This window comes from Allofrancisella inopinata (assembly GCF_012222965.1).
Taxonomy (GTDB): domain Bacteria; phylum Pseudomonadota; class Gammaproteobacteria; order Francisellales; family Francisellaceae; genus Francisella; species Francisella inopinata.
Map to the genome: position 1 here is coordinate 1,440,303 of NZ_CP038241.1, position 13,895 is coordinate 1,454,197.

Consider the following 13,895-nt stretch of genomic DNA (forward strand, 5'->3'; position numbering starts at 1 on the left):
TTACAAAATTTTTTAATACTAGCTTTTAAGTTTCGCAACTAGCTTTGCTAGTTATTGCGACATACTTTTTTCATGGCAGAAAAAGTATGCAAAACTGCCTAGCACTATGCTATCGCGTAGCTGTAAGCCAATGGCAGCTACAAAACTCGCAAAGCTCAAACAGTTGTAGCTGCTTATTCATTGTCTTTACAGCCGCTAACCGCAATGTGCCAATTGGTAAAATAATTATCTAACCGAGTTTAATGCGCATTTTGCGAATATTTTTAACATACTTAGAGCCCACATGATTTTAGTTTGCAACAATCCCATGGTATAATCTTCCCCATTATATTACATGTTAGAAATTTATTTTACCCATGAACAGAGCAGTCTTTTATCTCCCTGGATTTGACCCTCGAGGAGAAAGGTTTTATAAAAGAGTTTTCAAAAACGAACTAAGAAAATTCTCAAAAAGTACAAATCAAGACACCAATTTTCAACAAGTAGATAGCTTTAAATACATAATAAAATCCAACACTTCTAACTGTGACTTATTTTTTCTTAATTGGATAAATATAATAAATTTAATATACAAAAAATCCGCTTTTATAACTTGGGTATCTAATTTATTTTCAACTCTAATGATTTTTATATCCAATCATAAATCTCCAAAAAATATTCTTGATTATAAACATCAATTATTTTTACTATCTATTATACTTATTGATTCAACTTTTTTTGCATTCATAATTTTACTTGTTTTTATACCTTTTATATCAGGGCAATATGTCATTAGTATAATACTTTTAGTAACATCAATTTTTCTGGTTTACCTGTATAAGAAACTTCAGAACAAGATTATTCCTGAAAAAGTTAGATTATGGACACAAGGATTTATTTCTTTAGCATATTTTTCAAAAAAATATAAACCCCACTTTGAGGAAAATGCTGAGAAACATGCTGATATAATTATAAATTGCTTGAATGAAGGTAAACATGATGAATACATACTATTAGCACATTCTGCTGGATGTTATCCTTTAATATTTTTGCTAGCTAGGTTACCAACAGAGCATCTTAAAAAAATAAAAATAATAACCATGGGGCATTGTATACCTGTATACATAAACCTTAAGCATTTCCAAGAGAATAAAACAAACATAATAAGCTCTCTAAAAAAGACTAATACCCTATGGTTAGACGTTTACTCACCTGCAGATCCAGTTTCCTCAAGAATTAATACTGAAAAAGAGTTTCTTTATTTAGGGATAGATAGTAAAAACAGTAAATTCTTTAATATGTACGAAGATGAAACATATTTAAAACTAAAAGAAAATCCTCTGGCCATACATTTTCAATATATTATGAGTGGCGATAAACCAATCAATACCTTAAATTTCTATAAAATACTAACCTCTAACAATCCTATAAATAATTATGAGATATAACTACTATGATAAATTTCAAAGAAAAAAATTATGAGATATACGCTCCCTTTCCTCCTTATTATACACCTGAAAAAGTATCTTTAATAAAACTTCTTAAAGCCAAATCCTTTATACAGTTTCACAAGGAAAAACACTATAAAATGAAAATGGGCTACCCCCAAAAAAAATTAGGGTCAAGAAGGGTTTCATTATGCCAGAATGAATATGTGCTTCAAGTTTTATCAGACTATAAAGCCTATCCTAAAAGTAAAATTGTCCATAAAGTCCTAAGCCCGCTACTAGGTGATAGTATATTTACAACAAACGGAGATATTTGGAGATTTCAAAGAAATATAATGAATAAATCTTTTGCCGCACTTCAGCCCAAAAAAACATTTTCACTAATGAATGAAGCCACAGAAAATTTAATAAATTTAATAAATCAAAAACATAAAACTTCAGAAATAATCTCCATAGACTCTTTAATGACATATGTCACAGCAAATATTATATTTAGAACTATTTTTTCTATAGATTTTTCCTACGCAAATGCTACTAAGTTATTTAACTCTTTTAACTGCTACCAAAACGTTTCTTACCTATTAACAGATACTCCTTTAAAGTATATTATCTATCCTTTATTAAAATATAAACAAAATAAATATGCCAAAGAAATTCATAGTCAATTTTATCCAGAAATAGCAAAAAGATATAAAAATAATGATCAGCATAACGATATTTTAGGTAGCTTAATTACTAAGATCGATGAGAAAACAGGAAAAAAATTCTCCCAAAAAGACCTAAATGAGCAAATCTGTATGTTATTTTTAGCAGGACATGAAACTTCTGCAACAGCCCTTACATGGGCATTATATCTAATATCACAAAGTGATGATTTGCAAAATGATTTACTTTTAGAAATAAACCATGCGCTAATTGATAATAGTATCCAATATCAATCCTTAAAAAAATTACCACTCTTGACAGCTGTTTTTGAAGAAACTCTTCGTCTGTATCCACCTGTAGTAGTATTATCAAGAGAAACCTGTGAAAACGTATATATGCGTGACAAATTAATAACTCCCAAAGATGAGATAGTAATACCTATCTGGATACAACATAGACATGCTGACAAATGGGCTAATCCTATAGAATTTAATCCGTATAGATTCTATAAAAAGAATACCACTGACGTTTGTCCTGTATATATGCCTTTTGGCAAGGGTGATAGAGTTTGCATTGGATCTGCATTTGCATTACAAGAATCCCTTTTAGTTTTAAGTAGCATAATAAAAACTTTTAAACTTGAAAATCTAACTAAAGATGTAATTCCTATAGGTAGAGTAACGCTAAAACCTGATAAGCCTATAAATATTAGATTTACTCCCAGATAAAATTGCTAATCTAACTTAAGTTAAACGATTATTGGGGCTGTTGCAAAAACAAATGATTAGAAAATAAAACTATTTGGGCGTAAGCGAGTTTTTTATCTAAATTTTTTTGGGCAGTTTTTAGCACTATGTATGTTTTTTTTCAGAATAATGAATAAAATCTAATAAAAATTTCCTTACTTTTGCTGTATAGTTTTTACCCCAAAAATCTTTTATTTCTTTAAGCTCTGACTCTGATACTTTTACACTAAGCTTTTTATCTTTCACCTCTTTTTCATCATACTCAAGTTGACTAGCTAATCTTAAATTTTCAAGCTGATCAAAAGTCATACTCTCATAGTTACCTACTTTAGATAAATCAGGGCTATCATTGTCATAAACAATATCTTTATCACCTATACTATCCCATACTTTATTAAAATCTTTTCTCTTACTCATAACCTACTCCTTGAAAAACCTTTTTATCTCTCTATTGTTACACTTACGAAAAGAAATAATCCTATATTTTCCATTTCTTATTGTTGCCGTTATAATAACCTCTCTATTATTCTTTTTACCAAAAATATTATATCTAGTCTCGGTATAATCCTTTCTATCGTCAAGAGTAATACGAATTACATTTTCAGGTATAACATCCCTTGCATCTTCAAAATCAAAACCATGCTTTTCAATATTCTGCTGGTTTTTATTTTCATCCCATTCAAACATATTATGGGACTGTTGCACGCTGGAATTAAATGGGTGGTAACAAGGCAAAAATATTCGAAAAAGCGCAGTTTACATGTAGTAAATGAGCATTTTGAGAATATTTTTAACACAGTTAGAAACATATAATTTTAGTTTGCAACACTCCCATTATTCAAGGTCTCAATTATTTATATATTTAGTATAGCAAAATACTACAATATTAGCATCCCCCAAGAGGGCCTAATTAATAATTCTGTCCATGGTTGCATTAGCCATTATAGGATCATTTTGTATTATTTGAACTTTTAATATCAAACTGAGGTTAGTTTTAGAAAATAAATGTTCAAACTGGTTTTTTTATTTATACAGCATTGTTTATAAAGACTAAACCCAAGCTTTTTGTATATCGCAACATTCTTTTTTTTACTAGTTTCCAACAAAAGAGGGATATTTTTAGCTTTAGCTTCTTGATATCCATATTCTATAAGTTGCTTGGCTAAGCCTATACCTCTTGATTGTTCTTCTGTACAAAGGTAAATTAAATGTAAAAACTCTTTAGTATCACGACTTTTCTCTATCTGATGCTGTATTTTTAATATTTTTACAATCCCAAAAACACCAAAGGCTTTTAACATCTTTATACTCGAAACAATATGAAACTTCCAAGACAAATTTGTCTTACCAATATGTGCAAATAACCCTATACTTCTAGTTTGATTATCTGTAGCTACAAAACCTTGAGAGTAAGCATGGTGTATATTATAAAGCATAAAAGTATCATACTTTTTATTACTTTCTAAATCCTTTAAATGTTTAGGGTGAAAAAATTCTCTAGTATGAGGATCATTAATAAAACTTTTTTTTAAAAGAGTTAGTATCTTAGCAATATCTGTTTTTCTAAGATTTTTAGATTTTTCTCTATAAGTTTTTATAGCCATTTTTATAAGACTGATCTACCCCGTCAATTTGGGACAGTTTACCTTTTTATTTTCCATTATATATTCAAACTGATTTGGAGTCATATAATTTATTGTAGAATGTTTCCTTTTTGTATTATAGTAAGCCTCAATATACTCAAATATAGATAGCTTAGCTTCTTCTCTAGTTTTATAGTTTTCATCATGAACTAACTCAACTTTTAAAGTACCAAAGAAACTCTCACAAGCAGCATTATCATAACAACATCCTTTAGAACTCATACTTGATAATAGCCAGTTATTTTTAATAACATCCTGATACTGTTTACTACAATATTGTGACCCTTTGTCAGAATGTATAATAACACCACTAGGAAAATTTCTTCTAAATAATGCCATATTTAAAGCACTACAGATTAAGTCTGCTTTCATTCTAGAATCCATTGCCCAACCTAAAACTGCCCTTGAGAATAAATCTATAATCACAAAAAGATACAGCCATCCTTCTTGTGTAGGTATGTAAGTTATATCTGTAACCCACCTATGGTTCATAGACAACGCTGTGAAGTTCTGTTCTAATAAGTTCTCAGAAACATGTTTGTTATGGTTAGAGTCTGTCATTGCTTTATGTTTACGAGCAGCTTTTGCCTGCAAATCAAGTAATTTCATACGTTTAGATACTCTAGGTTGAGTAACTTTCCAACCCATATCTTTAAGTTGTTTGTATATCCTAACACTCCCATATCTAGATTTATGTTCGTTAAATATAGCAGTAATAGCATTATCTAGCTCAGCATCATTAGATTGTCTTTTACCTATAGGCTCATGTATCCATCTGTAATATGAGGATGTACTTACATTCAAATATTTACATAATGTTGTTACTGGCATGACTTTGCAATGCTCCTTAATAAAAGCGTACCTTACAGTCCTTGCTTTGCAAAGTACGCTGCTGCCTTTTTTAGTATTTCACGCTCTGTTTCTACTTGTTTAAGCTTTTTCTTTAAATCAGCATTTTCAGAAGATAATTGCTGATACTGCGTTTTATAATCTATCTTTATCTCTTTAGGAGGATTCGACATAGCTTTGGATATCCAGTTGCAAATGGTTTTATATTTAACTCCTAAATTATCTGCTATTTCTCGCCTATTTGTATCTGGTTGTAAACATAATTTAACAGCATTATCTTTAAATTCTTTTGTATATCTTTGATACTTCATCTTGTCTCCTTTTCTTAACACTTAAGTGTCCCAAATAGGAGGGTATGATCAGACTATATTTTGTTTTAAAGCATCTACAGTTCTATCTAACTGATCTTTTGTATGCTTACTTGAAACAAAAAACCGTAACCGAGCTTTTCTTTCTTCTACTGCTGGATACATTATTGGCATTACATTTATATCATACTCATCGAAAAATTTATTTGAAAGAGCCACAGCATTTCGAGAACTTCCCACAATAACTGGGATAATTGCCCGACCAATAGCCTCCCCTGTATCAAAACCATTTTTTTTCATCTGAGATAGCAAATACTCACTATTTTGTTGTAAAAGTTTAACTCTATCTGGTTCGTTAAGCATCAATTTTAGAGAGCTTAATGCTGCAACAGTATTTGTTGGAGATAATCCCACACTGTATACTAGTCCAGGAGCATAATGGCGTAAGATATCAACTATTACATTATTTGCAGCTATATAACCACCGCAACTACATAAAGTTTTACTTAAAGTTCCCATCCATATATCTACTTCTTTAGGTGATATTTCATAATGCTCAAAAATACCTTTTCCGGTACCACCTAGCACACCCAAACTATGAGCTTCGTCAACCATTAGTACAGCATTATATTCTTTTTTAAGTTGGATAATAGATAAAAGATCTGGGATATCTCCATCCATACTATACAATCCTTCTATAACAATAAAAATTTGATCATACTTATGGGAATTTTGCTGCAGTAACTGTGTTAAATGAGTTATATCATTATGACGAAAACCAATAGCCTTAGCACTTGATAACTTAACCCCCTGTATAATACTATTATGAGCTAATTGATCATATAAAATCAAACTTCTATCATGTGTCAAACAGCTGATTACTGAAACATTGGTCGCATGCCCACTAACAAATACAACAGCAGCTTCTGACTCATAAAGCTTTGCTATAGAGCCTTCTAATTCTTTATGAATTGATCTTTCCCCTGCTACAATACGACTAGCCGACACAGATGTCCCTTCTTTCTTAAGAATCTCTGACACTTGAGTAATAGTCTGAGGATGACCGTTTAAACCCAGGTAGTTATACGAGCTATAATTTATTAACAATCTATTCTCATAATTAATATTATTATCTGCCAGACCATTATATTTACGATATAAAGGGTCTTTTATACCAACTTTTTTTACAGTTTGGCGCATATAATCTAACTCTTGATATGCAGGATGCCTTGTAAAGTCATAACTATTTTGTTTGGTTAATATACTTTGAGTAGCATCATCTATTGCCATAATTTTTGATTTTACTTTAGATAAATTAGTAAATATTTTTTTTGCCACTTTATTCTTCACCGTGCCTTTGTTTAATTATATTTATAGTTTCTTCTGTATTTTGTTTTTTATCACCAAATATATTACGCTTTATCATATCGACAATATCTTGGGTAGTTTTTAATTGTGTCATAGCCATAACTGAAATAGAAATACCCGTAAATTTATTTTCTAAACTTACAGATAATTCAAATGTCATTAGAGAATCCATACCCAAATCTCTTAAATCTGCTGATAATCCTATTTTTGTTTTACTAATACCTAAGATATGAGCTACTTGTGATATTACATTGTCTTGAATCAACGTTTGGGCATTTTCTTTTGACATCTCTCTTAATGTATTTAAGTCTAAGCTTGCCACTACAGACTCTGCATTTGATTCTCTAATGAACTGGTGATAACGAGAGGTTTTTAATGTAGGTAATACCTTTAATAGCTTATTATTACCTTCTAGCTTTGCAGCCATAAAACTCTGATTTGGTATGCTTAAAATTTGGTTTAATACGTTCTGACAGTCAACTAAAGATAGAGGAAGTAATCCTAATCCACCAGACATTATTTGCTTTAATGATTCGTTTCTAGTTAATAAACCAACATCTGCAATAGGTCCCCAAGCGATATACTGACCAGCTAATTTTTGTGATTTCCTTTGAGCTACTAACCCTTCCAAATAAGCATTCGCAGCCACATAATTTGCTTGGTGAAGATTACCAACTGTTGCAGCAATTGAAGAAAATACTATAAAATGTTTCAGATCCCATACGCGTGAAAATTTATCAAGCCAATATCCACCTAAAGCTTTAACATTAAAAACCTTATCAAACGAATCCTTTGTCAAATTATCTAGAGCTTGATCATCATATACTACAGCAGCATGGATAATCCCTTGTAAATCTATACCGTTTTGATGTAATCTCTGCATAAATTCTTTAACACTTAACTCTTTACTTACATCAACAGCATGAACCTCAAAACTGACACCTAGTTCATCTAACTGTTTTTTATTTTCTGGAGTGATTTTACCACTATAACTAACTAGTATTAAATGTTCTGCTCCATGCCTTACTAACTCTTTAGCTGCATAAAGCCCAAAGCCTTGGGTTCCTCCTGTAACCAAGTATGCCCCTTTTACAATCGCACATTCAGAAGCCCATTGCTCTAGTTTAATAAACTCTCTAGATTGCATATTAATGATAACTTTGCCTAGCTGTTGGCCCTGCTGCATACAACGAAAAGCGCTTTGGATCTTATACATAGGAAACTCTTGATATGGCAAAGCTACAAAAGTTTGCTCATCAAAATACTGTGTCAATTCTGCTAACATTTGTTGTATTACTTGTGGCTTATATTTAATTAACTGATCTAAATCAATTCCAGAGAATGTAATATTATTACGAAAAACTTTCATCGCTAAAGTATTATTTTCGAAGATATCCCTCTTACCTAACTCTATAAAATGACCAAAAGGAGCTAACACTGCCAGACTTGCTTCTAACAAGTCACTAGAAAGAGAATTAAGTACAATATCCATTTGAATATCTTTCTGATTCATTTGCACAAAAAAATCTGTACTGCGTGAATCATAAATATTTTCCACACCTAATGATTCAATCAAAATACGTTTTTGCTGAGACCCAACAGTTGCATGTATTTCAAGATCTAAAAGATGTGCAATCTCAATAGCAGCTAAACCAATCGCTCCAGCAGCACCATGTATAAGGATTTTTTGTCCAGGCTCGGCTTTAGCAACTTTATTTATTGCATAATAAGCTGTCATAAAAGCAACAGATATTGTTGCACCCTGCTGCATAGAACAATGCTTGGGTAAATGGCTTATATAGTTACTATCAACAACCAATTCTGTTGAGAAACTCTGTCTAGCACAACCAAAAACACGATCTGAAACCTTAAATTGAGAAACCTCATCTCCAACCTCAATAACCTCCCCGCTAAATTCCATACCTAAATATGCACCTAAATAACCAAATTCTAATGATTCTTGAGGTATCAAACCTAATGCATACATGACATCTCTAAAATTTAGGCCCACATAATGCACCTTGACGCGCACATTTTGTTTTTCACACACAACATGTTCTTTTTCAAGCCATTGTAAATGATTAAAAGACCCTCTATGAGCTATATGTAGTTTGTACTGTTTATCTAGACTTGCATTATTTAACGGTATAATCTCATGATTATATAACACATTCTCTTGGAGAAAAATCTCCTGACCCTGGTTACTCTTATTAAGAATAATACTCCAATCTTGTTGATAATCTAAATTATCTGTAACAATTCTAGTTATTGACATTAAAGGTTTTTCATTTGCTACAACCCTTAATGTAGCCAATAAAGATTGATGTACTGAGGAAATTAAAATGCCATTTTCCCACTTACTTTCAAGTATAACAAAAATAGTTTTTGCTGAGTTATTATAAATTTTTTGTAATATTTCCCATATATCCTGTTCTGAAACATTTTTATCTATAGTAAATACTACAGGCAAATTGATACCATCATTAACCACAAAGTTTGCTGGTTTTCTTCCATAACAGTATAATTGACACTCTAAAGCTTTCAAGTCAGACTGTCCAACATTCTCCTGCTGCCAAGATTTCTGCAGCAGAAATTCTTGCCCAAAAATATTTTTAACTACTTTACCTCCATATTCATTAACCTGACTGACAATATCATCTATAACATTTTGTTTAATACATTTAACACCAGGTTTAAGTATATTTAGTAGTAACTGTCCCTCAATACTATCTAACCATAGATAAAGTTTTGCTATTCCTCCAGGCTTAAGCTTACTCATAAATAGATCAGTAAAATCTTTCTTCACAAATGTGGGAGCACTTTCTATAAATACACAATCATAATAACTATTTTGTTCGTTATATAAGTCAGCCCAACTATCTTTTAGTGTAATATCTAGCGAATACTTATTTAAAAATTTTAGTGCTTCTGCTTGTAAAGCATCTCCAATTACAAGTATCTTTAATGGAATTTTTTCTTTTTTATAACTTTGGCTTAGACTTTCAACAACTTGATCCACTCTTTTTTGGATACTCAAGCCCAAATAAGATAACCAGAAAGTATCAATATCGTTTGATGGTTCTTCTTCAAAACACAATGACTCAAGGTCTAATTTCAAGCTTTTTGTATAAAACTGCAATAACAGTTTAACCAAATTTGGATACTCTACAAACGCCAACTGTAATATTTCATGCATTTCATTAACAAAATCTGTATTACCCCAAGAATTATTTTCTTTTAAGTAAAGTTTTAATATTGCTACTACTTCAGATGAATATTGAAAATTTGGATTTTCTAAATATAGTTGATATGCTCGATTTACTATTAGTAGACGTAAAAAGCTTACTATTATTTTTTCTTGCTGAGCAGCTAATTCATCCTGAGACTGCTGAGGTAACTTAGGTTGATTACAATAACTCACCTTTCCTGTATTTAAAGGTCGTAAATTTTCAATATAGCAATCACTAGGTAATAAGGCTACACTTTGATTTGCAACGCTTTCAAAGCGTGCTCCTTTAATAATATTAACTAAGCTATTACTTACATCATAATAATAACAATCTGCAACTATTAGATTCTCACTTATATACTTTAACTTTATAACAGCTTTTTTTATAAGCTGATATGGCTTTAAAATATAATTAAAATCAAAACCCATAGGTAAAAACAAAGCCTGAGGATTATTAAGCTTTTTCGACAAAATTGAAATAATAGTTTGAAAACCACCATCTACAGCAAATGGAGATAGCGCATAATCTTTTGTTTGTTTGTCTAAATTAAAACATGTAATCGCAATATCATCAGCAACTTCTAGTTGCTCAATTATACGAAATCTTTCAGTGTAACTTAAACCTATAGCTTTGGCATCACTATAGTGATTATCCACTGATAAAAATTCGGTATTTAAATCCAAACTTATATTTATGCCCAAATCAGTGGTTGGTTTTATATTTTGTAATAAATATCGTGATTTAATATGGATAGTTTCATTCTCACCATATTGAGATAAGCTCTTTATCGTAACAATACCATTGTCAACACAACTACTGATTAGGGTCCGCATATCATCTTCTTGAAGCAATAATGGCGCGTAAATTTGCACATCTTTTAGTATAACCACTTCGCTATCTTCTAACTTATTAACGTGTTTAACTAATTGGTACACTAATTCAAGCCAAGCTGATGCAGGTAAAACAGCAACTCCATGGACCTGATGGCCTTGGAAATCAATCGCTGTTTGGTAATCTATATGATTTACCCATGTATTTGTTTTATCACTAACTCGCCAGCCTAATAAAATATGGTCCACCTCTGATGCGATGGTTTTATTTATTTCAAACCAATATCTTTGTAAATTAAGTTCAGATTTAATAAGAGGAACATTTTCAGATTCAACAATCTCATTCTTCCACGGAGCCCCTGCAAGATATAGACGCTCAATAACTTTTTTTAATACTAATTTGTTATTTTCAACAACACTTAAATAAGAGCATTTTCTTTTTTGTGAAATTTGCTTTATATAATGTTTAAGAACACTCCTAGGACTAATTTCAATTAATGTATCAACCCCCTTTAAAAACAGTTTTTCTACCCCTACATTAAAATTAACAGGCTTTGCAATATTGTCCCACCAGTAGTTACTATTTCTCAATAAGTTAGATTCTATGCTTTCACCAGAGACTGTTGAAATAAACTCAATTTTACTACTTGTGATAGCATCATTAAACTCTGGAATGTTCTCTAAAAATAAGGTTCGTACATTTTCATTCATAAATGAAGAATGAAATGGGTAATCAACATCTAAATGACGACAAAAAATTTGTTCCTTTTCGCAGAAATCTGCTAGAACCTGCAGAACTTCGTACCTTCCAGCTATCGTTAAAGATTCTGGTGAGTTAATAGCAGCAATATCTAGACTCTGGAATGGTAATTTTTTTGCTATCTCTTTAAACTTCTCAGCACTTATATTAATCGCAAACATAGAACCCTTGCCCTGCGTAGTCGCTTGAGCTTGACTTCTAGCAACGACTAGCTTATATGCCTCAACAAGTGAAATATTATCGCTTATATAAGCTGCTGCCAGCTCTCCTATACTATGACCTAAAACACAATTGATCTTAAGCCCATTGTCTAAAAAATATCTTGCAACAGAAACTTGAAAAATAAATAAAGCTGGTTGTGCTATTGTTGTATCAGTATAAGAATCTCTATTATCTACTAGTAACCAATCTTCTAAACTTCTATGACTAATTGGCAATAGCTCTTCTATAAAGTTTTTAAAATAACTCGATAATTCAACAGAACTCTCTAAAAGCTTTAACATTCCTGGATATTGACAGCCATTCCCAGAAAAAACAAAAGCGACTTTTTGTGATTCAAAATCTATTTCGTAATCTGAGCTTTTGTTGTTCTGCATGTCAGCATAACTATTATAGATAGCATAGTAACCTTTATAGCCACAACAAATTTTAGAGACTAAAGCATATTTATCATAATCATGCTCACTTTCAATAATGTTCTTTTGAAATTGCTTTTGTTTTTCTAATGTCACTATTGAATGACTTTTTATTACTAATTTATTATGGAAGTACTTGTTATTTAAATATTGGCGTTTTGTCGAAAGCTCAGAAGATGGTGCTTGTAACAATACATGTGCATTAGTTCCACCAAAACCAAAAGAGTTAACTCCTATTAGGCTTTTTGGTGTTATGTTCGTAGAAATTGTTTGTGTAGGGATTATAATTTGATTGGTGTCTAAATTAAGCTTTGGATTTGGCTCAGAGAAATTAACATTTATAGGTATTTTCTTATGTTTAAATATCATTAAAGCTTTTAATACTCCAGCAAGACCTGAAGCTGGTTCAAGATGACCTATATTTGATTTAATAGATCCTGCTATAAGAGGAGATTTTCGCTTTAATGCAATAGCTTCCGCTATTGCTTGAATTTCTAAAGGGTCTCCAACTGGAGTCCCTGTTCCATGAGCTTCTAAATATACTAAGTTATCTAAATCAACGTCTGAATAAATTTCATTTAACAAGTTTCTTTGTGACTCAAAACTAGGTAATGGTAGACCAGACGTTTTACCATCACTATTAACTCCTGTTTTATTTATAATACCATGAATAGTATCACCATCTTTCACAGCTTTTTGATAATCTTTAATTACAAAGACAATACAACCTTCTGAACGTACATAACCATCAGCATCTGCTGAAAAACTACGACAACGACCTGTAGGTGATATCATATGTGCTTTAGAAAACCCTATAAATGGCGTAACATGAAGTAATGCATTTACTCCACCAACAATAGCTGTTTCTATTTGTCCTGACTGTATACTTCTTATGGCCGTATCTAAGGCCACTAATGCTGAAGAACAGGCAGTATCAATAACCATACTAGGCCCTTTAAAGTCAAAAACATATGAAACACGATTTGCTATAATGCTTTTTGCTGCACCAGTCATCGTATATGAGTTAATTTTTTTACCATCTTCAACAGAAAGATAGCTATAGTCTGGATTAGAGGCTCCAACAAACACTCCACAATTACTACCAGCCCAGCTTTCTGGTGAACTTCCAGTTTCTTGCAATGCAAAATATGTATGATTTAATAATAGGCGCTGCTGAGGATCTAATTGATTAGCCTCTCTGGAGCTGATATTAAAAATACTTGGATCAAACTGGTCAATATTTGGAATAATACCGGCAGAAAAATTATAAGCTTTACCATTTTTCTTACGTGAAGGATGAAAAAATTTTCTTTTATCAAACCTAGATATTGGTATCTCTGTAACAAGATCGCCACCCTGCTCCAAAACACTCCAAAGTTTTTTATCATCATCAATACCCTTAGGCAATACAAAACTATAACCTATTATTGCAATTTTTTTCATAAAAATACTCT

The 13,895-nt window shown here is 31.4% G+C and carries 9 protein-coding genes; 2 read left to right on the plus strand and 7 right to left on the minus strand.

The window, feature by feature from the left end; genetic code table 11:
• Nucleotides 1–356: 356 nt before the first annotated feature.
• Both E4K63_RS06600 and E4K63_RS06605 read left to right on the plus strand, forming a co-directional pair.
• Nucleotides 357–1,427, plus strand: coding sequence for a hypothetical protein (locus E4K63_RS06600; protein ID WP_133942335.1), 1,071 nt, complete (start codon nt 357–359; stop codon nt 1,425–1,427).
• 140 nt (nt 1,428–1,567) lie between these two features.
• Nucleotides 1,568–2,800 carry a cytochrome P450 gene (locus E4K63_RS06605; RefSeq protein WP_244947443.1) on the plus strand — a complete coding sequence of 411 codons (1,233 nt, stop codon included), beginning with the start codon at nt 1,568–1,570 and terminating at the stop codon, nt 2,798–2,800.
• A gap of 123 nt (nt 2,801–2,923) precedes the next feature.
• Here the strand turns inward: E4K63_RS06605 and E4K63_RS06610 are convergent, their stop codons facing one another.
• The 7 genes from E4K63_RS06610 to E4K63_RS06640 all read right to left on the minus strand — a co-directional run bounded on the left by E4K63_RS06610 (nt 2,924) and on the right by E4K63_RS06640 (nt 13,884).
• Nucleotides 2,924–3,235, minus strand: a complete 312-nt coding sequence (locus E4K63_RS06610; protein ID WP_133942333.1) for a hypothetical protein — start codon at nt 3,233–3,235, stop codon at nt 2,924–2,926.
• A gap of 3 nt (nt 3,236–3,238) precedes the next feature.
• On the minus strand, nt 3,239–3,523 hold the full coding sequence (locus E4K63_RS06615; protein ID WP_166666914.1) for a BrnT family toxin: 285 nt from the start codon (nt 3,521–3,523) through the stop codon (nt 3,239–3,241).
• 272 nt (nt 3,524–3,795) lie between these two features.
• A complete protein-coding gene (locus tag E4K63_RS06620) occupies nt 3,796–4,422 on the minus strand; it encodes a GNAT family N-acetyltransferase (protein WP_133942331.1) in 627 nt (208 codons plus the stop codon).
• 15 nt (nt 4,423–4,437) lie between these two features.
• Nucleotides 4,438–5,313, minus strand: coding sequence for an IS3 family transposase (locus E4K63_RS06625; protein ID WP_244947459.1), 876 nt, complete (start codon nt 5,311–5,313; stop codon nt 4,438–4,440).
• An 11-nt stretch (nt 5,314–5,324) separates the two neighbouring features.
• Complete coding sequence (locus tag E4K63_RS06630; protein ID WP_179965690.1) at nt 5,325–5,621, minus strand: transposase; 297 nt, start codon at nt 5,619–5,621, stop codon at nt 5,325–5,327.
• 48 nt (nt 5,622–5,669) lie between these two features.
• On the minus strand, nt 5,670–6,956 hold the full coding sequence (locus E4K63_RS06635) for an aminotransferase class I/II-fold pyridoxal phosphate-dependent enzyme (protein ID WP_133942041.1): 1,287 nt from the start codon (nt 6,954–6,956) through the stop codon (nt 5,670–5,672).
• A gap of 1 nt (nt 6,957) precedes the next feature.
• Entirely contained in the window at nt 6,958–13,884 is a 6,927-nt protein-coding gene (locus E4K63_RS06640; RefSeq protein WP_133942040.1) for a type I polyketide synthase, read from the minus strand.
• Between the last annotated feature and the right edge of the window lie 11 nt (nt 13,885–13,895).